Origin of the sequence: Leifsonia aquatica, assembly GCF_014190775.1 — a bacterium.
GTDB classification, from domain to species: Bacteria; Actinomycetota; Actinomycetes; order Actinomycetales; family Microbacteriaceae; genus Leifsonia; species Leifsonia aquatica.
On sequence record NZ_JACHVP010000006.1, the window covers coordinates 35,538 to 62,366 of the forward strand.

Sequence of the window (26,829 nt, forward strand, 5' to 3'; positions counted from 1 at the left end):
GCGCGGCGGATGAAAGCTTATGAATTTGCCCGTCAGTCGTCTAAGGCTTCTGCCATTGCGCGGGCGAGTTGGCCGGCGTTTCCGCTTCGCTGGGCGCTCAACGCCTTCCGCACGCGATCGCGGCTGAAATTCGACGGGGCCCCAGCGGATACCGCCACCCAGTATGGGTGAGATTCGAGGGCCGCATCAATGCGGGCGATTCTGCTTAGTATCCAGTCGATCTCCTCGGCAGTCAGGCTCGGCTTCCAGAGCATGAACTGGTCGGTGGGTGAGCCATCCTCCGTGGCCAGAGCGACCACGTCAGGAAGGACTTCGACATACATTCCGTCGGCGGCGCGACCGGCGCCTCCATGCAAGAGGGGGTTTCTGAATCGGGAAGCCATGAGACTCAGGTCGCTCTTCGCGCTCCCGATCGAGACATCAGCGAACGCTACGTCGAATTTGACGGCCCATGATTCTCGCAGTAGCTCGCTTACGGCGAATCCATCTTCGGAAGCGGCAGACGAGTACGCGGCGAGGAGGACCGATACATGCTCGATGTAGGCGAAGTAAGACGCTACGAGAGCAGTAGCCACGTGTGCAATCTCCCCGGCCCTTTGCTGCTCATTCTGAAACTCCGAAAAGTAGCTCATTGTGTCTGCAATGAAGTCGGGTGCCGGGACCTGTTTTCCACTCTCGAAGTCGTGAACCGTAAACGTCGACCTGTCGACCTCAGGCATCGGTGCACCTCGGAGGCCTCGCAGCTGCGCAATGAAGTAGTTGACCATCCCCCGGTAACGGAAGAACTGGTTGACAACCTCCACTGCATTGACGCTGATTCCAGCATCGATAGCATCCCTCAGACCGTTCTGATGCAGGAACCTCAAAGCCTTCGTCAACTGCTTGCCGAGTTGGTCTGCGAGCCGCGCGCCTTCATCTTCCCCAATCCAGAAGTCGGCCCAGAGGCCGGATCGACCAAGCTGAAGTCGACATTCCTCGCCACGGTACCGCAGTCGGTAGACCCAGTCGATTTTGTCGAAGCGTCCTTCGTAACGTGCCCCTACACCGGCGCGAAGCATCAGAGCGACGAGGTCTCCAGCTGATGCGAGAGGCGTCGGTAACGAGTGTCTGGCGGGTTCGCCATCCGGGTCTTCTCGTGGTCGGGCAAAGTTCCGGAGGAAGTTTGATCTCAGTCTCATCAGCCCTTCAACTAGCCCCCGCACATGCGAAGGAATTGCTGGCTGGCCATCTTGTTCGGAGCTGGTTAGCTTTGCTTCTGCTGCCGGCTGATCGTCAGCATCTAGCTGTAAGCGCGCCTCTCGATATCGAGTCCATCCCGTCGTCGCAGTTGCGATCACTGACCCGAAGGTGACCAGCGGGATAGCGAACACGAGCGGGTCAAATTGCTCACCGCTGCCGAGCTTGAGGCCGCTCGCGCTCCAAGCTAGGGTCGCGGCCAACAACAAAATCCATGCCCAAAGCACGCCTCGGGCGACTTCGGTCGCTTTCGCGTACTCAGCCGACGGAAGGTTGCGAAGCTTGAACGCCCAGACTGTGAGGACAATTGCTACGGCAAACGCGGGCACGAAAAGCGTCAGAACGACAACAAGCTGCGTGCGGTCTCCTGAGGTGGAAAGCTGCAGCAACATCCATGCGTCCAGAGCGACCGGCAGCAAGAATGCGAAAGGTATGTACTTGCCCGGATAACGCTCCGCAAGTCCAACCGCGAGCGCGGCGGTCGCAACGCTCAACCCCGCCGCCCACCAACCAGGTGCGACAAGGGCTGCGAGTATACCAACGGTCGCGGCAGCTGCTCCGGACAGCGCAAACGCAAATATGTATACTCGACGCCGCGGTGAGGCTGACGCGTTCCCACGGTTCGGCATCAGCTGATATGCGAGACCGATGAGAACTCCAGCGGTAAAGGAGTATGGCAACCGTTGCCAACCGCTCAGATTTGGCACGACGAACATCGCGAGGCCCAGGGCGACACCGACCACGCCGACGATCCAGGCACATAGGATTCGCCACTTACGAGATCTCCGCCATCGTCGAACTATCGCCTTCGTCGCCCAATCAACGATTTGCCGCTGCTCCGCTTGGGAAGTACGCGCCATCATCTTCTCCAAGTCAGCTATGGCCGTCATCACCACCCTGACACGACACGACGGTGGAAGATCAGCGACCCACTACCCGCTTACTGGGGTCAATCCGGGGCCGACGTCCGCAACTTCTGCGAACTCAGTACCGCGTTACAACGGATCGCATCTGCAGGCCCGTGCGGGGATCACGCCCGACCTGCCAACGAGCCTTCTGCTCTTCTGGGCTCACGATCGAACCGTCAGGAGCGGTAATCGGAGCCAGGAAATTCGGCATCCCCAAGCTCAGCGCACATGCGTCGATCGCGTGTTGAAGCTCGTCGTAGTATCCGAGCGGCCACCGCTCGGCGCGCTTGATCGTGAAGTGGTCGACCCGGTACATCATCAGCGTTTCGTGGGTGCGCTGATGCACCGCCGGCCCGTACTCGATCACGAAATGGATGCGCGTTCCAGCGTCGGCGACGACTAGCCAGACGCGCTCTCCGGCCTGCAGAACCCTCATGACCCACCACCCAAACATTCGAACATATGTTCTATTGTGGCCAGTAAGACCGACACCCGCTACCCGATCGGAGGAACTGGTCATGAGCATTGCTCCCGCCGCTGACATCGTCCACATCTGGACCGATTCCGGGACCCCGAACCGGCTCGTTTGGCGCGATCACCGCTACCGCGTCATCGCAGCTGAACCCGTTCGCTCTTCCGCAGTACACGACGCGCTCACCCACCCCGCCGAGCGGCTCGTCGGGTGGTCAATTGTCGCCATCTCAGACCAGGACCCCTCCGAAGTCCGTTCGATGCAGTTGCAGTCCGTCGGCACCGGCTGGGTGCTGGTCGACGTCGACCCCGCCTGACGGTGGGACAGAACAGCCGCTACCCGGGATCCGGGATGGACCGAGTGATCGAGCAAATCGTCACCCGGCCCCGACCCGTCTGGCTGACCGAAGAGGAGGTCGATCTCGACCACGACCCGGCCGTCGTTGCTACCGTGCCAGCGCCGGCGATTGCGTACGTGCGCTTCCACGAAGCGGTTGTGCGACCGGAAGTTGAGGTGGTGGCGTGGAACGAGCACGCCGTCCGCGTTCGGTTCACCGCCCGCGATGGCCAGACCCACGAAGGGTGGGTGTGGAAGGACGCCGTCCGCTCGAAACCACCGCGGACGATCGAGCGTCGACGCTGACCCCACTGTTCGATGCACCTTGTCACCTCACCTGGTTGGTTGGTGTGCCGTGAAGCCTGCGGCGATCGTTCGGTCGCGCACCCTGCGCGCAAGCCCCTGACGGGGCCGACTGGCGTCGCCCTACCGGGTGGCACTCCGGGCGGGTCTCCCTGATCGGCACTGCGTGCCTTCACGGCACACCAACCAGCAGGGAGGAAACGATCATGAGCACCCTCATCAGTGACAGCAACGAGCTCATCCACTTCACGGCCGTGTTCAGCAAACACGACCTCACAGCCGACCTGGCACCCCGGCTCAGCTGCATCGAAGTCGAAGCCCTCGCCGGCCTCCTCCGAGCACTCGGAGAACCCGCCGCCGCCAACACCTGGATCCAAGAACACGCCACCGACGACGAACTCGGCGACGCCCACTATCAAGGCGACACCCTCGAGTATCTGGTCCCGATCGACCCGATGGACGACCTGGGCTGCGACAGCTGCCAATAACAACCCGCGAGCCCACGCCAATCTGGCGCGGGCTCGTCTCATGTGACGGGCAGAGGTGAATGAGCCGCGAGCGGCGCCGTGTTTGTTGGGTTGTCCGTCTGCCTGGCCGTCGATCGTAGTTCACTCCCGCGGGCTGCGTTCCGGGCTTTCGCGGCATATCCTCACTCGCTGCGCTCCCTGCGGTATTCCACTGTGAGTCTTGGACTGGCTGGTCTGGGACTGGCTGGCAGGGTTGATGTTGGTCGTCTCGCCCGGTTCGTGACTCATATTCCACGTGGCCTCGACAGAGTGCCTTCGGGTCGACTTGTCCGTTCGGGGCGGGGCGGCTGGCGTTGGCCCGGCCCACGTCGGTGGCTTGATTAGAAGCTTGTCCAACCCCGTCAGGGTTGTGGCCCCTCACAGTGTTGCCCCGAAGTGATTTCCTCCCGGATCAGCGCCGGCCGCGTCGCGGCCGTTCGAAGGACCCCTAGAGAGAGGAGGCGGCCGCTGTGACTATCGTTGCGCACTCCCGCCCGTATGTCGTCGGGGTGGACTGCCACGCCCGCACCCACACCTACGTCGTCATCGACACCAGCACCGGGCAGCAGCTGGGTTGTCAGCAGTTCCCCACCAGCACGGCCGGCATCGCCCGAGCGATCGCATGGGCCGGCCGCGGAACCGGCGGTGACGCCGAGACGTTATGGGTGATCGAGGGCGTCGGCAGCTATGGCGCCGGCCTGGCCCGCGCGGTCACCAATGCCGGCTATCAGGTAGCCGAGGCGCCGCGGATGAACGCCCGCGTCCGCCGCGGAATCGGGAAGTCCGACCCGTTGGATGCCCACACGATCGCCGCCACCGCCCTCAGCCTCGAGGAGACTCAGCTGCGGACGCCGCGAGAGGGCCAAGGCGCCCGCGCTGCGCTGCGGACGCTGGTCGCCGCGCGTGACCAACTGAGCCACGAGCGCACGATGAACATCAACGCGCTCACTGCGCTGCTTCGCGTGAACGACCTCGGAATCGATGCCCGCAAACCTCTCAGCGCAGCGCAAGTGAGCACCGTGACCCGATGGCGGGAACGGGATGAACCCTTGGAAGCGGTGATCGCTCGGGAAGAGGCCGTCCGTCTCGCCCGTCGCGTTCACGAACTCACCGAGCAGCTGGCAGCGAACCTGAATCGCATGACCGGACTGATTCAGACCAGCCCCGCCGCTCCGCTTCTTCAGATCACCGGGGTTGGGCCGGTCACCGCTGCAATCGTGCTCACCGCGTGGTCCCACCCCGGCAGGGTGCGCTCCGAGGCCGCCTTCGCTGCCCTCGCCGGCGTCAGCCCCATCCCCGCATCCTCGGGCAACACCACCAGGCATCGTCTCAATCGCGGAGGCGACCGACGTCTCAACAGGGCGCTCCACACGGCCGTGCTCGTCCGCATGGTCCACGACCCCGAAACCCGCGCCTACGTCGAAAACAGGCTCCAGGAAGGACGCAGCCGACGCGAGATCCGACGGGCACTGAAACGCTACCTCGCCCGAAGCGTTTATCGATCACTCAACGCGCTCCACCAGCCAGTGCTGACGACTTGACAGATATAGAAGCGTCGCTGCGCTCGCTCCGGTATTTCACGGTCTCTTGCTCATTCACCGTCGGCGCTGTTTCGGCAAGAGCGCCGAACGGCAAATGAGTTGATATGAGAGAGGAGTGCGCCGTGACCGCGAACGTCACCTTGTATGTCGAGTCCGGGTCCGCAACAAGCGACAAAACCAGAGCAGCAATAGACAGCGCCGGCATCGTCCATGAGATGGTACCGGTGAGCGCGAACGACTGCCCCCTGCAGGCCGCAATCACCCGCAGTGTGCCCTTCTCCCACCATTCGGAGTCGCGACGTGTGAACCGCCACGCGACAGCCGCCGCAGACAGAATTTCGATTGTCGAGTCGAGACCGAAGCCGATCAGCGCCGCCGATGATGCGGCGGCGCCCGCGGCGATCGCGACAACGGCCTCGACCAGTTATAGATGATGGTCGCAGCGACGATCCCGGATTCGGTGCTGGAGGACGTGCCGGCGCTCGTCGGCAAGTGCGGGACTCATGGCCGTCATGCGAAGGTGCAGTTCTCTTCGGCGCAGCAGCCAGATTCGACGTAGAGCACGACACGCAGTAGCTCGTCGAGCGCTGGCGTGAGATGACCGTCAGCGAGCCGGTACCAAGTGCGTCGACCGTCCGGACCGAAGTTTTGTCAAAAGGGAGCGGTGGCGGCTGGTGTGACCTCGTTCTGGCCAAAAGTGGTCGGCACGATCAGCTTCGGGCGCGGTTTCGTTTCTGCCTGATGCGTCCTTTGTGTCGGGCTTCAGACGTAGCTGCAGATTAGTTCCGCGTCACACCGGGTTGGATCCCCGGCGTTGGCGGCCTCGTGGAAGCTGGCGACCGTGGCGCGCAGCGCGGTGAGCTCGGCGATCTGAGCGTCCAGGCGCTCGAGTTCGTTGCCGAGCAGCGTCACGACGTGGCGGCAGGGCGCCGTGCCGGCGTCCCGCAGGCGGAGGATCTCGCGGATCTGGGCCAGGTTCAGTCCGGCGGCCCGCCCTCGGCGGATGAACTGCAGCCGGCCCACGGTTTCCTCTCCGTAATCCCGATAGCCGTTCGGGGCCCGCTCCGGATACGGAAGCAGTCCCTCGACTTCGTAGAACCGCAGCGCCTTCGTTGTCATGCTCGCCGCTGCCGCGGCCTCACCGATTCGCATCTGACCCTCCCGGAGCCCCACCTGACCGTCCAGTATAGGGGAAAATGGGGGATGTCGTGCGCGCGTGCCGAATACGTTGAGGAACGGCCAGGCGGTCACTTCCTTGGCGCACGATGTTGCGACGGGGACCGCGATCGTCACGACCCGGCGCTGCGCAACCCGAGAGGCCTCGACGTGAACACGGTGCGTGGCCTGGGACGGGAGCGAGGTGGGCATCATTTGAGCCGCCCGAGCTGCTGCTGGAGTTCTCGCAAGTGCTCGGCACGGGGGGTTGACCTTGCCTTATAGGGCAAGGCGCATGATGGGGGAAATCGAAGCATCTGCACCTCGTATTCAGGAGTCCTCATGACCAACAGCGCACCCGCCGAGTTCGATCTGGCGGTGATCGGCTCCGGAGGCGGTGCCTTCGCCGCCGCGATTCGGGCGACCAACCTTGGCAAGCGAGTCGTGATGATCGAGCGGTCGACCGTCGGCGGTACCTGTGTGAACACCGGTTGTGTGCCCTCAAAGGCACTAGTCGCGGCCGCCGAGGCACGCCACGTCGCGTTGGACGCCGCCCGGTTCCCGGGGATCGACGCGTCCGTGGAGCCGGTGGATATGCCGGCGCTGATCGAGGGGAAGCGGGTGCTGGTGGAGGGGATGCGCTCGGAGAAATACGTCGATCTGATCGGCGAGTACGGCTGGGAGCTGCTGCAGGGCGACGCCACCTTCACCGGATCCCCCGACGACCCGGCGCTGACCGTCACGGACTTCGAGGGCCGCCAGGTTCCCGTTCGTGCTGAGCAATATCTGGTCGCGACCGGATCACGGCCGTGGGCACCGACGGTCGAGGGGCTGGCGGAGGTCGACTTTCTGACCTCGACGACGGCGATGGAAGTGTCGGAGGTTCCGGAATCGTTGCTGGTCCTCGGTGGCGGACCGGTGGCGATCGAGATGGCGCAACTCTTCTCCCGCCTCGGATCGAAGGTGACCATGCTGGTCCGGTCGCGACTGGCCTCCACGGAGGAGCCGGAGGTCGCCCGCGCACTTGCGGCGGTGTTCGCCGACGAGGGTATCCGGGTGGTGCGTCGCGCCGCGCTCACCTCCGTGAGCGCCGACCCGACGACCGGCGAGATCCTCGCGACGGCCACCGTCTCGGGCGGCCGCGAGGAGTTTAGGGCGGCACGGCTTCTCGTCGCCACCGGTCGCCGGCCCGTAACCGAGGGACTGAACCTCGAGGCAGTAGGTGTGCAGACCGGGGATCTTGGCGAGGTCGTCGTCGACGATGAACTCGCGACCTCGAACCCGCGGATCTGGGCAGCGGGCGACGTGACCGGGCATCCGGAGTACGTCTATGTCGCCGCGGCGCACGGTGCACTCGTGGCCGAGAACGCGTTCAACAACGCCGGCCGCAAGATCGACTACGGGCACCTGCCCCGCATCATCTTCTCCAGCCCTACTGTCGCCGCTGTCGGGATGACGGACAAGCAAGCCAACCACTCCGGGGTCCGCTGCCGCTGCCAGGTGGTGCCGCTGGAGTACGTGCCCCGAGCGATCGTGAATCGCGACACCCGCGGCTTCATCAAGATGGTCGCCGAAGCAGACACCGGCCGCATAGTCGGACTCACCGCTGTCGGGAAAGAAGCGGCCGACCTTGCCGCGGCCGGGGTCTACATCCTCGAAGCCGGCATGACGGTTGACCAGGTCGGCAAGCTCTGGAGCCCCTATCTGACCATGGCCGAGGGTATCAGGATCGCCGCGCAGTCCTTCAGCACCGACGTCAGTAAGCTCTCCTGCTGCGCCGCGTAACCCCTTGTTCCTTCATCACACCAACAACGAAAGCGGGTCACAATGACCGAGAACGACACGCTCGCAGAGCGCCTCACGTCGAGCGAGACCGGGCAGGAAGCCTCTCTCTGGCTGCCGCTGATGAAACTACTTGCCCAAGGCGACCCGGTTGAGGTCAGCACCCTCGCGACGGTGACCGGGCGCAGCGAAGCCGACGTGCAACAGGCGCTGGCCGCGGTTCCCGACATCGAGTACGAGTACGGCCGCATCATCGGCCAGGGCCTCACCCTGCGTCCCACCCCGCACCGCTTCGAGGTCAACGGTGAGCAGCTCTACACCTGGTGCGCACTGGACACCCTGATCTTCCCCACCCTGCTGGACGCGTCAGCGCGGGTCGAGTCCGTTAGCCCCGCAACCGGCGAGCCGATCGCCGTCACCGTCGGCCCCCACGGGGTTCAGTCGGTCTCGCCCGAGACCGCCGTGGTTTCCCTCGTCAATCCCGAGGACATGACCTCGATCCGATCGGCGTTCTGCAACCAGGTGCACTACTTCACGTCCGCCGAGGACGCGCAAACCTGGCTCGAGACACACCCAGGAGGAGAAGTCATGCCCGTGGCCGACGCCTACGCCCTCGGCACCCAAATGGCTCGAACCATGATCGAGAATGCCCAGGAGGGAAGCGGCCCGTCAGGCGCCGACAGCTGCTGCTAGAACACAGGCGGCTCAGCGACCCGACGATCAGCAAGAGCCAGCCGACGCCCAACGGCACCCGAAACGATCAATGACGACAACACAAGGAGTAGCTAATGAGTGAACGTGTCGATGTTGCGGTGCTCGGGATGGGCCCCGGCGGTGAGGTCGCGGCGAGCCGGCTGATGAAGGCTGGCAAGAAGGTTGCCGTGATCGAGCGGGAGCTGATCGGCGGGGAATGCGCCTACTGGGCCTGCGTCCCCTCGAAGACCGTGCTGCGGCCGCCGGAGGCGCAGACCGAGGTCCAGCGAGCGGCCGGAGTCAGCGGTGCGGAGTTGAACTGGTCGGAGACTAGCGACTACCGCGACTACATGATCCGGAACCTCAATGACGCTGGCCAGGTCGAGGGCTACAGCAAGCGAGGTGCCCTCGTCATCAAAGAGGATGCCCGCATCACCGGCCCTGGCCGTATCCAGGCCGGCGAGCAGGAAATACTGGCCGAGCACATCATCATCGCCACCGGTTCCGATGCGGTCGTGCCGCCACTGGAGGGTCTGGAGGACATCACCGCCTGGACGAACCGGGAGACCTACACCGCGACGTCACTGCCCGGCAGTGCCGTAATCGTCGGCGGGAGCGCCGTCGGGGTGGAAACGGCGACGTTCCTCTCCCGGTTCGGTGTGAACGTCACCCTGCTGCAGCGTGGCCCCAGGCTGATCGACCGCGAGGATCCGCGCGTCGGGGAGCTTGCCAAGCACTACCTTCAGAGCGCCGGGGTCGACGTGCGGCTGAACGCGGTGGTCCGAAGAGGGCGCCGCGATGGCGGCGCGAGCGTGATCGAGCTCGAGGACGGCAGCACGGCCACCGGAGACGTCGTGATCTTCGCCACCGGCCGCAGCCCCCGCAGCGGCGGCCTCGGCTTCGAGGACGTCGGCGTCTCGCTCGGTGAGCACGGTCAGGTGCTGGTGGACGACCAGTGCCGGGCGGCCGAGAACATCTGGGCGATCGGCGATGTGACCGGGGTCATGCCGTTCACCCATGTGGCGAAGTACCAGGGCCGCATCGCCGCCGAGGCGATCCTCGGCGGGACGCGGAAAGCGTTCTACGACGGCATCCCTCGCGTCGTGTTCGGGGAGCCGGAGATCGCCGCGGTGGGGCTCACCCAGCAGCAGTCCGATCACGCCGGTTTGCACACCACAGCCACCGAGCTCGACCTCGCCGACGCAATCACCCGGCCCTGGACTTACGAGAAGGACCCCGTCGGCAACCTCGGGCTCCTGGTCGATACCGAGGCGAAGGTGCTGGTCGGCGCCTGGGCCGTCGCACCCTTGGCCGGGGAGTGGATCCACCACGCCTCGCTCGCCATCCGGGCACGGATACCGCTAGACACCCTCCGCGACCAGGTCGCCCAATACCCCACCTACAACGAGGCCTACCTCGCCGCCCTCGACCACATCAAGGCCTGAGCTCGTGCGCGGGAGGGGCGGTCTGAAGAGCTGCCCGAGCTGGTTTCGTTCCCTCAAGAGCCGTGAAAAGATCAGCGTGAAGATCCCAGGAGCGATCGAAGACGTACTCACCGCGTAAGTCGGCGGCTACGTCGGCACGAAAGTTGCGGAGCCGGTGAGCACCAAGCTCAACGAAGTGCAGCCAAGCAGGCCCCGGCCGATGGAGGACGCTGTCCGACCCGGGGGCAACTGATCGCCGACGACATGGTGACACCGACGGCCGGCTTCAGCGCCCCGAATCGCGCCTACCGCTGGTCACCCACCTGCACGGTTTCCTCGCCCACCAAGTCTTCGGCCTCGCTGCCGTGGTCACCCTGCGAAGCCATCTAGCCACACGGTGGCGCCGCCGCTGAGACTGTCGGATCGGCCACTTGGAGCGACGTCCGGGCCCCGCGGCTACGCGCACGCCAGGCGGGCCGAATTCGGACCGTCCGAGCGGTGTGGACGGAATTCCGGGTCGGTGTCGAACTGTCGGCGCTCTTGCATGATGCGGTCAGTAGCCGCTCGGCCAGGCGAACCTGGGGGGCAACCGGACTGTTGCCGCCGTGGGTCACGATGATAGCGATGTCCTCCTTGCTTGACAGCGCGCCGCCTGCCGGCGGTCGTTGTTCGATAGCATCGATCTCCTCGGTCCCTCGTCCAGCGCGGCCACCGTCCCACGGCGGCCTCGAATTTCCCGGCTGCGATTACCGTGATCGCGGCTCGTCATCGTCGGCCGTCACTGTGTTCCGGGATCGGTTCCGCGCGCGGACGAGAATTGCGCTGATCAAGATGACCGCGACCGCGGCCAGGGCGGAGCCGGTGACCAGACCTATGTTGCTGCTGAGGAAAGCGGTCATAGCGGAGGAAATGCGGCTGCCGGTCGTGGCCAGGCTCTCATTCGCGCCCCCGGCGACCAACGCAGGTGCCCAATAGGCGACGAGGTAGATCCCGGACAGCAGCAGCACCGCCCCGGCGATCCGGGGCACATACCTTGCGGTGCGGTGCAGGATCCGCGCCAGCAGGCCGCTGGCCAGGGCCGAGGACAGAGCCAAGAGCACCAGCACCATCGCCGCTCCGGCTGCGTACGCGGCGAACACCACCACCAGGCCGACCGCGCTGCCAGCTGCCAGAGCCTGGCCGATCACCGCAAGCAGCACCGCGAGGGTGCAGGACAGGGACGCCACCCCGTACGCGGCACCAAAGGCGAGCATCGCGCTCGGGCCGCGTCCTTGCCGAGCGATCCGGCTGGAGTTCATGGTGAACCCGACGTGCCGGCCGGCGAGCAAAGCGGTGCCAAGCCCGACAAGCAGCACACCGACCAGCACTGCTACCCACGGCACCGCTCCGATCAGGCTGCGCATTCCAAGTGCGACCAGCAGCCCGGCCACGCTCAGCACTCCGGCGAATCCGGCGCTGACCAGCAGCCCGGCTCCGAGCCCGACCAGCGCACGCCGTACGAGGCTCTGCTGCGCGCCGGGTTCGTCGCGGCCAATGTAGTAGGCGAGGAACGCGGGCAGCATCGCGAATCCGCACGGGTTCACCGTCGACAGCATGCCCGCCGCGAAGGCGAAAGCGAAGGTACCCAACACGCCTCCTATGAGCCCGCGGCCGCGATGGCCTGGGCCGTCTGGGCCGCTGAGGGGTCCACCCCGCGGTAGACCACCCGCCCGGCTTTATCCAGCACCATCGTCAACCCGAGCGCGTCCACGTTAAACCGCTTCAGCAGGGTCCCGTCGTCGCGTACCACCGACAACGGCGGATTCCCGACGTCCTGCATGAACCCGTTGATTATGTTCACCGGCTCGCCGGGGTCCAGATCGACCGCGACGGCCTGCACCCCCGAGCCAGCCTTCGCCACACCCGCCCCGACGGACTTCGCGCCCGTCACGCAACTCGAACACGAGGCGGTGAAGAAGTAAAACAGAGCCGGCTTGTTGTTCGGCACCGTCAAATTCGTCCCGGACACCGTCCGCACCGTCGTGGACGGGAACGAGGACCCGGCAGCTGAGCCACCCGACGGGCCCGTTGCCGCGCCCGGCGACGTCTGCGCTCCGCACCCGGTAAGCAGCAACGCCACCGCGATCCCTGCCAAGGCGACGGCGAAACCACGACCTCGACGGCTTCGCAACAGGCTGGATCCCGAACCGCGCCTCACTTGCGCGCCGCCCGCTGGCGCCGCTCCTTATTCGGCGGCACCACTGCAGGGCTCGGCACAGCACAGCAGTCGTCAACCATCACTGGCAACACCTGCTCACCAGCACCCTCGCGGCCTGCGCTGTTGGTTTCCGCTGAACGGGCGGCCGAACGACGCCGCGCCCGAAGCACCGTGTACACCACGGCGGCGGCCATCACCAGGGCCGCCACAGCCAAGACCGGCCAGCTGCCCAGCACTCCACCAACCAACGCGAGTCCACCCGCCGCGATCAGCGCCGGGCCGCCGCAACACGCAACTGCCAGCCCCACCGCGCCGATGGCGATCAACGCCACGCTCATCCCGCCTCCACGATTCTCGGACATCGCACTCTCCATCCACGGTCAGACAATCCCGGCCATACCCGACCGGTCTGTATTCATCTTTCACGTTTCCCTATAGGGGAATGTCAACCCACCGGGCGCGAGCTGCTGCTGCTCTGCGCTGGTCATCCTCACATCCATCGAGGTGCGGGCTACAGTGCGGGAGGCCGGCCTTAGCAGATGAACCCTTGGAAGCGGTGATCGCTCGGGAAGAGGCCGTCCGTCTCGCCCGTCGCGTTCACGAACTCACCGAGCAGCTGGCAGCGAACCTGAATCGCATGACCGGACTGATTCAGACCAGCCCCGCCGCTCCGCTTCTTCAGATCACCGGGGTTGGGCCGGTCACCGCTGCAATCGTGCTCACCGCGTGGTCCCACCCCGGCAGGGTGCGCTCCGAGGCCGCCTTCGCTGCCCTCGCCGGCGTCAGCCCCATCCCCGCATCCTCGGGCAACACCACCAGGCATCGTCTCAATCGCGGAGGCGACCGACGTCTCAACAGGGCGCTCCACACGGCCGTGCTCGTCCGCATGGTCCACGACCCCGAAACCCGCGCCTACGTCGAAAACAGGCTCCAGGAAGGACGCAGCCGACGCGAGATCCGACGGGCACTGAAACGCTACCTCGCCCGAAGCGTTTATCGATCACTCAACGCGCTCCACCAGCCAGTGCTGACGACTTGACAGATATAGAAGCGTCGACCCAGCACTACACTCCGTTCCGCTCACCCTCGATCCCCTTGCCAGACAGGCGAACAAGAACAGTTGAAGGGATCACAGAACCATGAGCGACACCACCACCGTGGCGGGCACCATCGAACACCTCAACCCCAACACCCTCACCATCGAGGACAATGTGCGCCCCTCCGCCCCGATCACCCCGGCTTTCGTGCAAAGCATCCGCGAGAACGGAGTCCTCACCCCGGTCCTCGGACACCGCAACGACGACGGCCAGGTGATCGTCCGGGCCGGACAGCGACGAGTCTTCGCCGCCCGCGAAGCCGCACTCACCACCATCCCCGTCTACCTGGTGGAAGCGGACGAGGTGACGACCGAGCGCATCGTGCAGCAGATGGTCGAGAACGACCAGCGCGAAGCCCTCACCGACGGCGACCGTGCCGCCGCGTTCCAGCAACTCGCATTCGAAGGACTTTCGGTGACCGCGATCGCCCGCCGTACCGGGACCAAGCTGAGGGAGGTCAAGACCGCGCTGGCGGTGGCCGAGAACGCGGTGGCGGCGTCCGCGATTCAGGAGCACCAGCTCACCCTGGATCAGGCGGCCGTGCTGATCGAGTTCGACGGTGATGACGAGGTCCGCGGTGACTTGATCAAGGCCGCGACCACGGACCCGGCCCAGTTCGCGCACGCGGCCCAGCGGGCACGCGACGACAAGGCCCGAGCCAGGACAAAGGCCGACACCGAAGCCGACCTGGTCGGGCGCGGGTACACGATCCTCGACAGCGACCCTGGCTACCACGAGACGGAGTACACACGCATCAGCGAACTCCTCACAGCCGACGACCAGCGTGTCACCGTCGAGAACATCGAGAACATCGACGGCCGCGCCGCGCATGTTCGCGTCTACGCGGACAACGACGCGAACGTCATCTACTTCATCCGGGACGCCAAGATGGCAGGTTTCCACACATACGGAGGCAGCCAGTCCAAGTCGGGGCCGATGACGGAGGAAGAGAAGGCCGAACGGCGAACTCTGATCGCCAACAACAAGGCCTGGGCCTCTGCCGAGATCGTCCGCCGCGAATGGCTGACCGAGTTGCTCTCCCGGAAGACTCTTCCGAAGGACACGACCCTCGTGATCGCCAAAGCCCTCACCGCGCACCGGCAGGCGATCAGCACGGCCACGCGAGAAGGCAACGAGCTCGCTCACCGGCTGTTGGGACTGGAGCCGTCCGGGTACTTCGAAACCGACAAACTCGCTGCGCTCATTGCGCAAACCCCCGCCAAGGCGCAGCACGTCGCCCTCGCCGTCGTCCTGGGCGCGTGCGAGAGCGTGACCAGCAAGCAGACCTGGCGTTACCCGTCCCCCACCGATGCCGCCTACTTCGCCCAGCTGGAGGCGTGGGGTTACGGCCTGAGCGAGGTCGAGCAGATCGTCACGGAAGAAGCCGCGGTCGAACGCGCGACCCAGGCCTAGATCACCTGACCACAGAGGGAAGCGGGTCCCGTGAGTCGGGACCCGCTTCCGCATAAGGCCCTCAGGAGACGCCACCGATCGAGGGCTTGATCACAGCTGGCTCGATGACCGGGCCTCCTCGCTGCGCCACACGGCTGAACGCCACGAACGCGACGCACGCTGTCTCAGCGGTTAAGGCAGCAAGCCGCCCGATCGGGGTTGCCGGGTCAGCTGCTATCGCCCACCCGTCCACGACGTAGCGGGTCACGACCTCCACGCATTCCTTCTTCTCTTCCGCACTGGGCGTCGACGAGCCGACCACTCCGATGAGGCCGCCCTGCAGTTCCGGACCCATTTTGCTCGCATCGATGACGAATACCCGCATCCTGATCACTCCCCTGTCGATCGTTTTTGTTTGCCTTCCGGCGGAGAGATCGAGAGCGAGCGAGAGGGGCGCAGTGCCGGGACCGTGGAATACCGGAACGGAGCGCAGCGGAGCGAGGATATGCCGCGAAAGCCCGGCACGAAGAACCGGGAACGAGCTGCGATCGGCCGGCGGAAAGACAAACAAAACGGCAAGAACAGCGCCGCCGAAGGCGGCTCAACCTAGCGTTGAGTGAGCCGGGACGCCCGCATGAGCCGCCTGCCGACCGCTGATGCCCCCGACCTCCTTATCTGCGACGAGGTCGGCTGGCCCGACGATTTCCGGACGGGCCGGCGGCCTAGCGGCTTTCCTCAAAGCAAAACAGACAACAGGCCAAAGGACCCTTCTCGCCTGCAAGCGAGGGGCGTTGGCTGAGAATCGCTGAATCCGCGGTGTGAGCGTCGAAGCGGCTCGCTGCACGCGTGAGGATCAGAAAGGTTTGGCGATGGCTACGGCGCTGACACCACGCAACGGGACGTCAAGAACGGCGGTGCTCGAAGCCCGGGACGTCATCAAGACTTATCGCCAAGGTGTCTGGCCCTTCCGAAGGAACAACCCGGTGCTGACCGGCGCCTCACTCAGCGTGAACTCGGGGGAGGTGATGGGTTTAGTCGGTGAGAACGGTTCGGGCAAGTCGACACTCATGCAGATACTGGTGGGACTCCTCTCCGCCGACGCCGGCGAAGTCGATCTCCACGGCTCGATCGGCTACTGCCCCCAACGCCCGGTAGTGTTCGAGCGTTTGACCTGCGACGAGCATTTCGAGCTGTTCGGTGTGGCGTACAAGCTCACCCGGAACGCTCGGCTGCAAGCGCAAGCCCAGCTCTATGAAGAGCTCGACTTCGCCCGGTACGCGGGCACCCGGGCGGATCGACTCTCCGGCGGAACGCTTGCCAAACTCAATCTCGCGCTTGCGTTGCTCGCCGACCCTGACGTCCTGATGTTGGACGAGCCCTACGCCGGATTCGACTGGGACACCTATGTGCGGTTTTGGGAGATGATGGCACGACGAAGGGAATCCGGCCGAGCGGTACTGGTGATCAGCCATTTCATCGCCGACGAGCAGCGGTTCGACCGCATCGTTGAACTCCAGGGCGGGAAAGCGAGCCCGAAGTGACGGCATACTTTGTGCTCGCGCGCCGGTTCCTCCTCGAGTACGGTCGCAACCCGGTCAACCTGCTGGTGCTGATATTGGTTCCAGTCGTGTTCGTCCTGGTTGCCGCCAAGCCGATGGCCGACGCGGCCGAGCTGCTTGGCGGAAGGGGTCTGGCCGTGGAGACCGCCACCGCCGGATGGGCAGCCGCATTCCTCGCCGCCTTAGCGATGTACTTCCAGACTCGTCAGGCGCATTCGGCTGATCGGCGACTGGCCCTCGGCGGTGTCCGCGTCCCTGTGCTAGTCGCAGCGCGAGTGTCGACCGGGCTGGTGATCGCTGTGTTCGTCTCAGCGGCGGCGCTGTCCACGTTGTTTCTGCGCAGCAACGTGGACGATCCGCTTCGAGCAATCGCGGGAACCTTGATGTTCGCGACCGTGTATGTGGGAATCGGGGCAGCGGTCGGCGCGCTCGTCCGCGACCCCGTCAACGGCACCGTCATTATCCTGCTGATCTGGATCCTCGATGTCTTCTTCGGCCCAGCACTGACCTCACCTAGCCGGGTCGAGCTCACCCGGTGGATGCCGACCCATTTCATCACCCTCTGGATGGTCGATCTCCCCTCCGGGCACAGCGGACTGCTCGGGGACCTCGGTCTCGCGTGGGTGTGGGTTGCCGCGTCTCTGCTCGTCAGTGCGCTGCTACTCGCGGGGGCGATGCGGGCGGGGCGTCGCCCGCATTCCCAGCGCAGGCCCGGCTGGGCACGCCAAACGAACATGGCCTTTCGCATGGGCCTCAGGCAGTACCGTCGAAACCCAGCGCTGTGGATCCTGCTGATCACTGTCCCGATCATCTTCATTTGGATGTCGAAGCTGATCACGAAGGAGCAGTACTCGGTGATGCGCGTGATCGAGAACGGCAAGGTGGTCGACGCGCGGTTCTGGCTACCCGACACGCATGCCGGGACCATGGCACCCATCGCCGTCGCGTCGCTCTCCACCGTCGCCGGCTTGTTCATTGCACTGAACGCTCGTGCCGGCGACCGCAGGCTCGTCCTGGCAGGCCAACACCGCTCCGCGCTCCTGGCGAGCCGCTTCGGTGAAGTGGCCGTGGCGGTGCTGGTCACTACGGCCGCTTCCCTGGCGGTCACCGCGTTGCTGTTCCCAGCCAAACAGTGGGGCGTGTTCATTGCGGGCATGGTCCTCTTGGGGATGGTCTACGCGATTTTCGGGATGTGCCTAGGGTTCCTCCTCGATCGCGTCAGCGGGGTGCTCATAGCGTTCGTCGTGCCGTTCCTCGATTTGGGTATCACTCAGAGCCCGATGCTGAGGCTGGAACCGCCCGCAGCCGCGGTCCTCCTGCCCGGGTATGGGCCCTACCGGGTCCTGCTCGACGCGGGTCTCACGAAAACCTTCGACGAGACAAGAGGACTACTCATCGGTCTGGCCTGGATGTTGGGCCTAACCGTCGTGGTCAGTTTGATCTTCACCGCCCGCACTCGCGTCGAGCGCCACGGTGGAGCCCAGCCGAGGCACGTCCGCGCCAGGAACGCGCCTCATGCCTCAGAGCGCGTCGACCCGGTCCTGCTGCCCGGTTCCGGGGTTCCTGATGGAGTCGGGCCGACTGGCCGGCTGCAGCGCCGGGCGCGGGATGAATGAGTACCACCGCAGCTTCATCGCGTTCAGGAAACGGTTCTCTTCGAGGTGCGTCAGCTCCTGGGGCACGAGGAGGGCGGCGATCCCAGTCGTGACCGGGACTGCGAGGACAAGCCCGATTCCGCTGCACAGCGTACGAACGACCTCGGCGGCGAGATCCTCCTGAGATAGGAGACTGACTGCGGGGCGGTTGTAGAGGTAGATGATCATGAGGGTGACCATCGCAGCGCCGGCATAAGCGAAGGCGATGGTGTAGATCGTCGAGGCGATGTGGTCACGACCGATCCTCATGGCGCGGGTGAACAGCTGCCTGCGCGTCAGGACCGGTGACGCGGCCCGCAGCTCCCACACTGCTGATGCTTGGGTAACAGTCACGTCATTCAGGACCCCGAGGCCCGCGATGACGATGGCGCAGTTGAGAACTCCCCGGAAGTCGATCTGCGTCACCCCCGCAAGCATTCCGCCAACATCGCCGGTGACCCCGGTCAGATGCGTTGTACTGACCGCGAGCTGCGCGATCCCCGCCGTTATCCCGATACCGAAGAGCGTGCCCAGAAGAGCGACACTCGTCCGCATCGACGGGCCATGAGCGAGATACAGGACGACGAACATGATCGCGGATCCGCCGACCACTGCGACGGCTAGTCCCGGCTGGCCCGATACGAGGGCGGGGAGCACGAACTCCATCAGCATGAATCCGCTGAATCCCAAGGCGACCAGTGCCATCAGACCGCGCAGAAGACCGACTGCGATGACGATGACGGCGAACACGATCACCCAGGTCGACAGTGATTGGTCCTTCACAACACCGTTGACTGTGATTCCCTGCGCCTCGGTCGCCAGAGTTTGGGCGTCCAGTCCGGACGCCGCAGGGTGGGCGGCCTTCGGCGGGACGACAAGTTCGAGTGTGTCGCCCACCTTCAGGCCGGCGCTTGAGAACGGCCAGATCAGCGGGAGCGTGACTGCCTGCCCTTTGGACGAACCGTCCAGCAAACGAACCTTGGCCAGCTGGCACGCGCGCGTGTCGCCCGGGCCAGAGAGCGCCTTCTCCGAGGAGATGTAGCCAGGACAGGATTTCGCCATCGCGACGATTTCCCCCCTCGGGAACGTCGTCCCCTTCGCGGCGAACTCGATACCCGAAGAAGCAGCGACCACCTTCCCGTGATCAGGCCAAAGAAGGGCCAGACCCGCAAGCGTGCCCAGTGCCGCCGCTATCAGAACGGCGGCAACGACAACGCGAAGCGTCCCGCCGCCGGCCCCGGAACGGAGGGAGCCGCCATGAGAATGCGCGTGGGCGTGCGCCATCGAATCTCCGATCAAGGTGGGTGACCGTGCCACTGTAATACGGCTATCTGCGAACCGACATGTGCGTGGGAAAACCGCTACGTTCGCGACCTCAAGTCAGCGCCCACGTCGCGCGGTCCACAGCAAGTAGCCCGCCAATGCGCTCAGCAGGCCTGCACCCGTGCCGATCATGGCGGCTCGTCGCTGCCTCCATTCGGCCGGCCCGCTGGCCAAGCCGCTGATCCCATTGATCAGCGCGGCCGCAATCAGCCCCGCCACAAGTCGATTGCCGATTCGCTCGGAGCGCCTGACCAGTGGCTCGAGCTCCCTGGCTCTCAGGTGCACCTCGAAACCGCCGGCGTCAAGAACGCGACGAAGATTTCTCAGTGTGGCTGGAAGTTCGAGCAGTACTGCCCCCACGTCCGATGAGCTCTCAGCCAATCGCCGCCCAAGAACAGACAGGGAGAACTGGCGTCGAGCGAATCGCTCGACAAACGGGTTGATGGCTTGAATCATGTCGAATTGCGGATCAAGCCTCGTTGCGACGCCCTGGGCGATCATGAGCACTTTGAACAGCAGAGCCGTCTCTTGCGGAAGCTGTAAATGATGCTCGCGCAGGAGTCCGAGCAGCCGGGTCAGGAAATGCGTGAGATTCGCCTCGGCAAGGGTGTGCCCGCGGAATCCGGCTATTAGCAGTGCTAATGAATCACGAAGTCCTTGCCGGTCAAGAAATGACTTCGTGACCGAGAGGTCGATCACCGCGTCGGTCATCTCATCAGAATCTCCCTCGGCGAAGCTGCGGAGCACTCTGGCGAGCTGGTCTGCAACGCGGGCACCCAAGGAGCCCACCATCCCGAAATCGATCAGCGCGATGGACCCGTCGGGCTGCACGAACATGTTTCCCGGGTGCGGGTCGGCATGGAAGAACTGATGCTCGAACACCATCCGCAGGATGTTATCCGAGCCTCGCCGGGCCAGCTGGTGCCGATCGATATGGTCGGCGTCAAGCGCTTCGACATCGTCAATCCGTATCCCCCGCATTCGCTCAAGTGTGAGCACCCGCGAGGTCGTCGTCTCCCAAAAAATTCGCGGAATCTGAACGTCGGATGAGCCCTCGAAATTCGCTGCGAAACGTTCAGCGTTACGGCCCTCTTGAAGGTAGTCCAACTCAGCCCGAAGGGTACGAGAGAACTCCTCCACCAGGCCAGGGATATTGTATTGTTGGGCGCCTTCCCATCGCCGATCCAACCGGTGGGCGAGATTCTGAAGAATCTCGAGATCCTCGGCTATCTGGGCGACCGCGCCGGGCCGGCGGACCTTCACAACAACTTGTGTCCCGCCGTGAAGAGTGGCGGCATGGGCTTGACCAATCGACGCGGCCGCCAGTGGTTCGGTGTCGAACGTCTCGAACAACTCCTCCGCGGGAGCCCCGAGTTCCTCCTGGATCACGGCCCCGATCTCTTCCCAGCGCACGGGGGGCGCGGCGTCCTGCAGCTTTACCAACTCTTGCGTATAGGCGGACGGCAATAAGTCGGTACGAGTTGACAGCAGCTGACCCAGCTTGATGAATGTCGGGCCGAGATCTTCTAACGCCAGTCGCAGGTGCTCCGGGTTGGTGTAGGGGTCGTCGCGACGCTCATGCCCCAGGATCCCGCGGTTGAAGGGAACCCAGGACTGCAGTCCAAGCGCACCGACGAGAAGACCCAAGCCATGGCGTTCCAAGACTGACGCGATCAACCGATAGCGGTTCCGACTCGGGGTCATCAGCAGCCCGGCTGTCAAGCCACGTCGTCGGGGAGGAGGGCGGCCTCGGCAGCGACCCGTGGTGTCGGCTCGATGGGCGCAGGCAGGCGGAGGCGTTTCAAAAGCAGCGCATTGACGGCGACGATCACGGAGGAGCCTGACATGCTGATCGCCGCGATCTCTGGCGTGAGCATGATCCCGAAGGCAGGGTAGAAGACGCCCGCAGCGATTGGCAAAGCGATCGAGTTGTAGCCGATCGCCCATCCCAGGTTCTGTCTCATCTTCCGCAAGGTGCCCTTGCCGATTTTCAGGGCGATCGCGACGTCCAGCGGATCCGACCTCATCAGGACCACGTCAGCGGTTTCGATGGCGACGTCAGTTCCCGCACCGATTGCGATTCCAAGGTCGGCCTGCGCGAGCGCGGGCGCATCATTCACACCGTCACCGACCATGGCGACCTTGCGTCCGTCGGCCTGCAAATCGGCGATCTTGGCGGACTTGTCTTGCGGCAGCACGTCGGCAATCACGGCGTCGATCCCCAGCAGTGCAGCGATTCGTTCGGCCGTGGGCCTGTTGTCACCGGTGAGCATCGCGACGGAGACACCCTGCTCATGCAGGGCATCGATCGCGGCTTTTGCTGTGTCGCGCGGCGCGTCGGCCAGCGCGATTACACCGGCAGCGCGGCCATCGACCGCCACGAGGATAGCTGTTCGTCCTCCGCCGGCGAGTTCGGCCTGCACCGACGCCACCGAGCTCAGATCGATACCCTGCGCGCTCAGCAGACGGGAGTTGCCCACCACAACCCCTCGCCCGTCGACGGTGGCGACGGCGCCTTGGCCGGTGATGTTGCGGAACCCGCTGGCGCCTCGATGGGGGGCACCGCGCATGTCGGCGTAAGCCACGATCGCCTTCGCCAACGGGTGCTCCGACTCGCGCTCCAGTGCCGCGACAAACGAGAGCAACTCCAAGTCGTCCATCCCGTTTGGAATGTAGTCGGTGACCTCCGGCTCTCCACGCGTGAGGGTGCCGGTCTTATCGAGCACGACGGTATCGATGCGGGCGGCTGTTTCGATTCCGGCAGCATTCTTGAACAACACGCCCCGTTTGGCTCCGAGCCCGGTCCCCACCATGATCGCAGTCGGGGTCGCCAGTCCGAGGGCGTCCGGGCAGGTGATCACGACAACGGTGATGGCGAACAAGATTGCCGTGGGAACATCGGCGCTGGCCAGCCACCACACCAAGAAGGTGAGCGTCCCGCCGACGAGTGCGACCAGAACAAGCCAGAATGCGGCCCGGTCTGCCAGGCGCTGTCCGGGAGCTTTGGAGTTCTGAGCCTCTTGAACGAGTTTGACGATCTGCGCGAGGGCTGTGTCGGCGCCGACTCGCGTGGCGCGGACGCGCAAGGTGCCCACAGTGTTGACTGTGGCGCCGATCACCTCCGAACCGGGAGATTTCTCGACCGGCATGGACTCGCCGGTCACCATGGATTCATCCACTTCGGAGGCGCCGTCCTCGACCTGCCCATCGGTGGGAACCTTCGCACCTGGGCGCACCAGAAGCAGGTCCCCAGGGACGACCTCGGCCGTCGGCACCTCGACCTCGGCACCATCGCGAATGACGACGGCGCGAGCGGGAGCCAGTTCGAGAAGCCGCCGGATTGCATCGTTCGCGCCACCGCGCGCACGCATTTCAACCCAATGTCCCAGAAGGACGAAGGTGGCAAGCACTGTCGCGGCCTCGAAGAAGACCTCCCCGCCGCCACTGAGCGTGACAACCAGGCTGTAAAGCCAGCCGGTTCCCACCCCAACGGCGACCAGCACCATCATGTCCAGTGTCCGCGCCCGAAGCGCCCGGTAAGCGCCATCGAAGAAAATCCACGCCGAATAGAAGATGACCGGCAGCGAAAGAATCAGGGCGAACACATCGTCGCGTAAACCAAACGGCGCAGGGACCTCGAAGCCAAGCACCTTTCGCCCGATCGGCGACCACAGGGTGATCGGAATAGACAGGATCAACGCGACCAGGAAGCGGTTCCGCATGTCACGAACCATGGCGTTCATCGACATGCCCGCGTGATGGCCACCGTGCCCCATCATTTCCTGGGCGCTGTGCTCGCTCGGCGCTTCCCGCTGTTTACTGTCATACAGCTCGGACGTAGTGCCATTCGGCGGCTGCTCGGCCAGGGTGCTGGCCGCACTGACCGAGGGATGCTGATGATCGCCGCCGACCGGCTCGACAGCGGGATCGCAGATATGATCAGGGACCGATTGACCCGCGCAGTGGTACCCGCAGTCGACGATCCACTGCCGCAACAGACTTACAGAAGTCTGGGCCGGATCGTAAGTGACCGTCGCAGTCTGAGCGACGGGGTTAGCCTCGACCGCCTTTACGCCTGGCCGACGTGACAGTACGGACTCGGTAATCGACTTCTCGGACGCCCACTGCACGCCAGAGACCTCCAGAACCACTGTCTGTATGCGATCGGTCATCACATCTCCTTCTGGCCGCCGGGGCATTCGCTCCAGGTCACTTCGGGCCGCTTTGGCCGAAACAACACTCGCCACCGCCTATGGTCACCAACCGAGGGACAACACAGTGGGCCATCAGTCCTACCAGCAGGAGACACAACCCCCTCATCTCGCCTTCGCGTAGCTACCCGGGTCCGCGTCGAACAAAGGCCCGCAGTCCGCGCAACAGAACCAATAGCGGGTGCCTTCGTAGTCACGGAAGAGGCCGCGTGCCTCCGCCCAGGCTGGATCGACTCGATTGGAGGGCATCACCGGGCACGCAACCAAGCCTGCTACCCCCGAAGGCGCGGGATGCTGGTGTCCATGCGGACCGTGATCATGTCCAGAAGGGGCGCTCTTCGTGTGGTGGTGGACGGGCCCGACGGGTTCGGTCATGCGTTCCTCCGGGAGAATGATTCCGATGCGATCAGCTTGCAATGACGGCAGCTGTATGCGGGGCCGGGATGTCTTCGCGCGCCAGACCGGGTAGGGTCTGAAAACGCCGCAGCCTGAGGCTGTTCGTCACCACGAAAACGCTGCTGAAGGCCATGGCTGCTCCGGCCAGCACCGGGTTGAGAAGAGCCAGCATGGCAACGGGCAGAGCGGCGATGTTGTACGCGAAAGCCCAGAACATGTTCCCCTTGATGGTGCCCAAGGTCCGTCGCGCAAGCCGAATCGCGTCGGGGACCACCAACAGGTCACCGGAAACGATGGTGAGATCGCTGGCAGTGATAGCCGCATCCGTGCCGGTACCCATGGCGATCCCGAGATCCGCGGCAGCCAACGCGGCCGCATCGTTGACGCCGTCGCCAACCATGGCAACGACCTTGCCGGAAGCCTGCAGCTGCCGAACCACCTCCAGCTTTCCCTGCGGGGTGACGCCGGCCCGGACGTCTTCAATTCCAGCCTGCTCTGCGATCGCTCGAGCTGCACCCGGGTTGTCCCCGGTGAGCAGGATCGGTGTGAGGCCAAGGTTGCGTAGTCGAACGACGGCTTCGTGGCTGGTGGGCTTGATGGTGTCCGCGACACTGATTGCCCCGCGCACCGTGCCGTCCCAAGCGACCACGGTGACCGTCGAACCTGCGGCCTCGTCGGCCGCAACCCGCATTGCAAGGTCCTCGGGTATGGGGAGCGCCCAGCTACCGGTCACCCATGAACTCCGGCCGGCGACGACCATGCGGCCGTCAACGATACCGCGTACCCCCTGCCCCGGTTCAGCCGCGAAGTTCTCGGCGGGTTCGGGCTCAACAGCGGCGGCCGCAGCGATGGCGCGTCCGATGGGATGCTCCGATCCGTGCTCGATCGCAGCAGCAATCCGAAGCAGCGCATCTCGTTCGGTGCCCGCCGCAGTGTGCACCGCGGTCACCGTCATGATCCCGGCTGTAACGGTGCCTGTCTTATCCAGCACGACCGTGTCGATGCGGCGAGTCTGCTCCAGAACCTGGGGCCCCCGAATCAGGATCCCCAGCTGGGCGCCTCGTCCTGTCCCGACCAGCAGGGCCGTCGGCGTCGCAAGTCCGAGGGCGCACGGGCACGCGATGATGAGCGTTGTCACGGCGGCGGTGAACGCGAGTTCCGCCCCAGCGCCGAAAAGCGACCAGGCCGCGAAGGCCACAACGGCCAGCCCGATCACAGTGGGCACGAAAACCGCCGACACCCTGTCGGCCAGTCGCTGAACCTGGGCCTTCCCCGTCTGGGCCTCCTCGACAAGCCGCGCCACACGTGCCAGCTCCGTGTCCGCGCCCACCCGGGTAACCTCGATCAGCAAACGCCCACCGGTGTTCACGGTCGCTCCAACCGCCCTGGATCCTGGCCCGACTTCGACCGGAATCGACTCACCAGTCAGCATCGACTCGTCGACCGCAGAAACACCCTCGACGATCACACCATCCGCGGGGATCTTCTCGCCCGGGCGTACCACCACGGTGTCGCCTGGAATCAGCTGACCGACCGGGACGCGCTGCTCGTGAGCGCCGCGCAGCACCATTGCATCCTTCGCACCGAGCTCGAGCAAAGCACGCAAGGCTTCACCGGACCGACGCTTCGCACGGACCTCGAGATAGCGACCAGTGAGGATGAACACTGTCACCAGGGAGGCGACCTCAAGATAGATCTCATGGCCGCTCGACGCCGGGGCGCCGAGCAGAGAGACGCTCATACGCATTCCGGGCATCCCCGCCCCACCGAAGAACAACGCATAGAGCGACCATCCGAATGCCGCCAACACCCCGACGCTGATAAGCGTGTCCATCGTCGCAGAGCCGTGCCGAGCGTTGATCGCTGCAGCCGTGTGAAAGGGCCAGGCCCCCCAGACAGCGACCGGGGCTGCAAGCGTCAGAGCGAGCCACTGCCAATTCGTGAACTGCAATGCCGGAATCATCGAGAGTACAGCCACGGGAGTCGCCAGCACCGCGGAAACCAGCAGACGCTGTCGCAACGAGGCGAGTTCCACGTCTTCCGGCGCGACCTGGTCGAGGGACTCCGCCGAGACGGGCGCAGGAACGCTAGCGCCATACCCGGCAGCTTCAACGGCCGCGATCAAATCGCTTACCAGCACGTCGTCTGAGCGAACACGAGCCTTCTCCGTCGCAAAGTTAACCGTCGCCTCGACACCGGGGAGCTTGTTCAGCTTGCGCTCAATGCGATTCGCGCACGACGCGCAGGTCATGCCCGTGATGTCGAGATCGACATCCACAGCGCTCATGACACTCCAGCGAGCGAGTACCCAGCCTCCTCGACGGCCTCGCGAACCCGCGCGGGATCAACAGGGCTCTCGCTAGAGACCACGACGGTTGAGACTCCCCCAGCTTTGAGGTCGATGTCCACTCCGGACACGCCCTCGATCGCCGAGACCTCCTCGGTGACGCTGCGCACGCAATGCTCGCACGTCATTCCTTCGACGAGGAACTGCGTTGCGAGCGCGTTCACGGGCGACGCGCTCGATGCGTTCACAACGTCCAGGTCTGCCTTGGCGTGAGCAGGAGCGCAGCACGCGCAGCCACTGTTCGCGTCCTGCAGGCCGAGGTCCTGAAAATTCTGCGTGGCCACGAGTGGCTCCTTTCACGAGCATGAGTCGATGTG

At 64.8% G+C, this 26,829-nt stretch carries 23 protein-coding genes and 1 pseudogene; 12 read left to right on the plus strand and 12 right to left on the minus strand.

Going from position 1 to position 26,829, the window contains the following annotated elements:
- Positions 1-32: 32 nt before the first annotated feature.
- The gene (locus tag FHX33_RS19965) at positions 33-2,126 is read right to left on the minus strand and encodes a hypothetical protein (RefSeq protein WP_179603904.1); all 2,094 of its coding nucleotides are present in this window, start codon (positions 2,124-2,126) and stop codon (positions 33-35) included.
- Positions 2,127-2,220: 94 nt separating this feature from the next.
- Complete coding sequence (locus tag FHX33_RS19970; RefSeq protein WP_155829011.1) at positions 2,221-2,580, minus strand: hypothetical protein; 360 nt, start codon at positions 2,578-2,580, stop codon at positions 2,221-2,223.
- Positions 2,581-2,662: 82 nt separating this feature from the next.
- Between FHX33_RS19970 and FHX33_RS19975 the strand changes: the two genes are divergently transcribed.
- The 5 genes from FHX33_RS19975 to FHX33_RS19995 all read left to right on the plus strand — a co-directional run bounded on the left by FHX33_RS19975 (position 2,663) and on the right by FHX33_RS19995 (position 5,736).
- The gene (locus FHX33_RS19975; RefSeq protein ID WP_021762912.1) at positions 2,663-2,932 is read left to right on the plus strand and encodes a hypothetical protein; all 270 of its coding nucleotides are present in this window, start codon (positions 2,663-2,665) and stop codon (positions 2,930-2,932) included.
- Positions 2,933-2,967: 35 nt separating this feature from the next.
- Positions 2,968-3,258: a hypothetical protein gene (locus FHX33_RS19980; RefSeq protein ID WP_021762911.1), complete on the plus strand. Its 291-nt coding sequence runs from the start codon at positions 2,968-2,970 to the stop codon at positions 3,256-3,258.
- Between the two features lie 203 nt (positions 3,259-3,461).
- Positions 3,462-3,743 carry a hypothetical protein gene (locus FHX33_RS19985; RefSeq protein WP_021762910.1) on the plus strand — a complete coding sequence of 94 codons (282 nt, stop codon included), beginning with the start codon at positions 3,462-3,464 and terminating at the stop codon, positions 3,741-3,743.
- Between the two features lie 488 nt (positions 3,744-4,231).
- Entirely contained in the window at positions 4,232-5,302 is a 1,071-nt protein-coding gene (locus FHX33_RS19990; RefSeq protein ID WP_168688437.1) for an IS110 family RNA-guided transposase, read from the plus strand.
- A gap of 122 nt (positions 5,303-5,424) precedes the next feature.
- Positions 5,425-5,736 carry a hypothetical protein gene (locus FHX33_RS19995; RefSeq protein WP_155829054.1) on the plus strand — a complete coding sequence of 104 codons (312 nt, stop codon included), beginning with the start codon at positions 5,425-5,427 and terminating at the stop codon, positions 5,734-5,736.
- Positions 5,737-6,064: 328 nt separating this feature from the next.
- On the opposite strand, the gene FHX33_RS20000 is transcribed toward FHX33_RS19995, so the two are convergent.
- Positions 6,065-6,454 (minus strand): heavy metal-responsive transcriptional regulator, encoded by a 390-nt coding sequence (locus tag FHX33_RS20000; RefSeq protein WP_039922792.1) that lies wholly within the window; start codon positions 6,452-6,454, stop codon positions 6,065-6,067.
- A 345-nt stretch (positions 6,455-6,799) separates the two neighbouring features.
- On the opposite strand from FHX33_RS20000, the gene merA reads away from it, so the two are divergent.
- The 3 genes from merA (at position 6,800) to FHX33_RS20015 (ending at position 10,377) form a co-directional block, all read left to right on the plus strand.
- Entirely contained in the window at positions 6,800-8,242 is a 1,443-nt protein-coding gene (gene merA, locus FHX33_RS20005) for a mercury(II) reductase (protein WP_021763757.1), read from the plus strand.
- 42 nt (positions 8,243-8,284) lie between these two features.
- Positions 8,285-8,932 carry an organomercurial lyase MerB gene (merB, locus tag FHX33_RS20010; RefSeq protein ID WP_021763756.1) on the plus strand — a complete coding sequence of 216 codons (648 nt, stop codon included), beginning with the start codon at positions 8,285-8,287 and terminating at the stop codon, positions 8,930-8,932.
- A gap of 95 nt (positions 8,933-9,027) precedes the next feature.
- Complete coding sequence (locus tag FHX33_RS20015; protein WP_021763755.1) at positions 9,028-10,377, plus strand: dihydrolipoyl dehydrogenase family protein; 1,350 nt, start codon at positions 9,028-9,030, stop codon at positions 10,375-10,377.
- A 725-nt stretch (positions 10,378-11,102) separates the two neighbouring features.
- Here the strand turns inward: FHX33_RS20015 and FHX33_RS20020 are convergent.
- From FHX33_RS20020 to FHX33_RS20030, 3 genes are all read right to left on the minus strand, one after another.
- Positions 11,103-11,987 (minus strand): cytochrome c biogenesis CcdA family protein, encoded by an 885-nt coding sequence (locus FHX33_RS20020; RefSeq protein WP_021763754.1) that lies wholly within the window; start codon positions 11,985-11,987, stop codon positions 11,103-11,105.
- A 5-nt stretch (positions 11,988-11,992) separates the two neighbouring features.
- Positions 11,993-12,364, minus strand: a complete 372-nt coding sequence (locus FHX33_RS20025; protein ID WP_168688435.1) for a TlpA family protein disulfide reductase — start codon at positions 12,362-12,364, stop codon at positions 11,993-11,995.
- A 185-nt stretch (positions 12,365-12,549) separates the two neighbouring features.
- Positions 12,550-12,891 (minus strand): hypothetical protein, encoded by a 342-nt coding sequence (locus FHX33_RS20030; protein ID WP_051337006.1) that lies wholly within the window; start codon positions 12,889-12,891, stop codon positions 12,550-12,552.
- 200 nt (positions 12,892-13,091) lie between these two features.
- Here FHX33_RS20030 and FHX33_RS20035 point away from each other — a divergent pair.
- Positions 13,092-13,592 (plus strand): annotated as a pseudogene (locus FHX33_RS20035) (IS110 family transposase); the annotation flags it as partial.
- Between the two features lie 118 nt (positions 13,593-13,710).
- On the plus strand, positions 13,711-15,063 hold the full coding sequence (locus FHX33_RS20040; RefSeq protein ID WP_183428905.1) for a ParB N-terminal domain-containing protein: 1,353 nt from the start codon (positions 13,711-13,713) through the stop codon (positions 15,061-15,063).
- Positions 15,064-15,124: 61 nt separating this feature from the next.
- Here the strand turns inward: FHX33_RS20040 and FHX33_RS20045 are convergent, their stop codons facing one another.
- Positions 15,125-15,427 carry a hypothetical protein gene (locus tag FHX33_RS20045; RefSeq protein WP_155829029.1) on the minus strand — a complete coding sequence of 101 codons (303 nt, stop codon included), beginning with the start codon at positions 15,425-15,427 and terminating at the stop codon, positions 15,125-15,127.
- Between the two features lie 484 nt (positions 15,428-15,911).
- Here FHX33_RS20045 and FHX33_RS20050 point away from each other — a divergent pair, with 484 nt between their 5' ends.
- Both FHX33_RS20050 and FHX33_RS20055 read left to right on the plus strand, forming a co-directional pair.
- On the plus strand, positions 15,912-16,583 hold the full coding sequence (locus tag FHX33_RS20050; protein WP_081703969.1) for an ATP-binding cassette domain-containing protein: 672 nt from the start codon (positions 15,912-15,914) through the stop codon (positions 16,581-16,583).
- On the plus strand, positions 16,580-18,217 hold the full coding sequence (locus tag FHX33_RS20055) for an ABC transporter permease (protein ID WP_021763141.1): 1,638 nt from the start codon (positions 16,580-16,582) through the stop codon (positions 18,215-18,217). Before FHX33_RS20050 ends, FHX33_RS20055 begins: the two co-directional genes overlap by 4 nt.
- Here FHX33_RS20055 and FHX33_RS20060 read toward each other — a convergent pair.
- From FHX33_RS20060 to FHX33_RS20080, 5 genes are all read right to left on the minus strand, one after another.
- Positions 18,122-19,519 (minus strand): YibE/F family protein, encoded by a 1,398-nt coding sequence (locus FHX33_RS20060; protein WP_021763140.1) that lies wholly within the window; start codon positions 19,517-19,519, stop codon positions 18,122-18,124. The two genes, FHX33_RS20055 and FHX33_RS20060, sit on opposite strands and share 96 nt — an antisense overlap.
- A 96-nt stretch (positions 19,520-19,615) precedes the next feature.
- Positions 19,616-21,280: an ABC1 kinase family protein gene (locus FHX33_RS20065; RefSeq protein WP_246397621.1), complete on the minus strand. Its 1,665-nt coding sequence runs from the start codon at positions 21,278-21,280 to the stop codon at positions 19,616-19,618.
- Positions 21,277-23,730: a heavy metal translocating P-type ATPase gene (locus tag FHX33_RS20070; RefSeq protein WP_021763138.1), complete on the minus strand. Its 2,454-nt coding sequence runs from the start codon at positions 23,728-23,730 to the stop codon at positions 21,277-21,279. The genes FHX33_RS20065 and FHX33_RS20070 overlap by 4 nt, the downstream gene beginning before the upstream one ends.
- A gap of 445 nt (positions 23,731-24,175) precedes the next feature.
- The gene (locus FHX33_RS20075) at positions 24,176-26,452 is read right to left on the minus strand and encodes a heavy metal translocating P-type ATPase (protein WP_021763136.1); all 2,277 of its coding nucleotides are present in this window, start codon (positions 26,450-26,452) and stop codon (positions 24,176-24,178) included.
- Positions 26,449-26,796 (minus strand): heavy-metal-associated domain-containing protein, encoded by a 348-nt coding sequence (locus tag FHX33_RS20080; protein WP_021763135.1) that lies wholly within the window; start codon positions 26,794-26,796, stop codon positions 26,449-26,451. The genes FHX33_RS20075 and FHX33_RS20080 overlap by 4 nt, the downstream gene beginning before the upstream one ends.
- Positions 26,797-26,829: the final 33 nt, after the last annotated feature.

Coding starts and splice junctions, on each gene's coding strand:
- FHX33_RS19965 (WP_179603904.1), bottom strand. CDS start 2,126: ATGACGGCCATAGCTGACTTGGAGAAGATGATGGCGCGTACTTCCCAA.
- FHX33_RS19970 (WP_155829011.1), bottom strand. CDS start 2,580: ATGAGGGTTCTGCAGGCCGGAGAGCGCGTCTGGCTAGTCGTCGCCGAC.
- FHX33_RS19975 (WP_021762912.1), top strand. CDS start 2,663: ATGAGCATTGCTCCCGCCGCTGACATCGTCCACATCTGGACCGATTCC.
- FHX33_RS19980 (WP_021762911.1), top strand. CDS start 2,968: ATGGACCGAGTGATCGAGCAAATCGTCACCCGGCCCCGACCCGTCTGG.
- FHX33_RS19985 (WP_021762910.1), top strand. CDS start 3,462: ATGAGCACCCTCATCAGTGACAGCAACGAGCTCATCCACTTCACGGCC.
- FHX33_RS20000 (WP_039922792.1), bottom strand. CDS start 6,454: ATGCGAATCGGTGAGGCCGCGGCAGCGGCGAGCATGACAACGAAGGCG.
- merA (WP_021763757.1), top strand. CDS start 6,800: ATGACCAACAGCGCACCCGCCGAGTTCGATCTGGCGGTGATCGGCTCC.
- merB (WP_021763756.1), top strand. CDS start 8,285: ATGACCGAGAACGACACGCTCGCAGAGCGCCTCACGTCGAGCGAGACC.
- FHX33_RS20015 (WP_021763755.1), top strand. CDS start 9,028: ATGAGTGAACGTGTCGATGTTGCGGTGCTCGGGATGGGCCCCGGCGGT.
- FHX33_RS20030 (WP_051337006.1), bottom strand. CDS start 12,891: ATGAGCGTGGCGTTGATCGCCATCGGCGCGGTGGGGCTGGCAGTTGCG.
- FHX33_RS20045 (WP_155829029.1), bottom strand. CDS start 15,427: ATGCGGGTATTCGTCATCGATGCGAGCAAAATGGGTCCGGAACTGCAG.
- FHX33_RS20050 (WP_081703969.1), top strand. CDS start 15,912: ATGGCTACGGCGCTGACACCACGCAACGGGACGTCAAGAACGGCGGTG.
- FHX33_RS20060 (WP_021763140.1), bottom strand. CDS start 19,519: ATGGCGCACGCCCACGCGCATTCTCATGGCGGCTCCCTCCGTTCCGGG.
- FHX33_RS20070 (WP_021763138.1), bottom strand. CDS start 23,730: ATGACCGATCGCATACAGACAGTGGTTCTGGAGGTCTCTGGCGTGCAG.
- FHX33_RS20075 (WP_021763136.1), bottom strand. CDS start 26,452: ATGAGCGCTGTGGATGTCGATCTCGACATCACGGGCATGACCTGCGCG.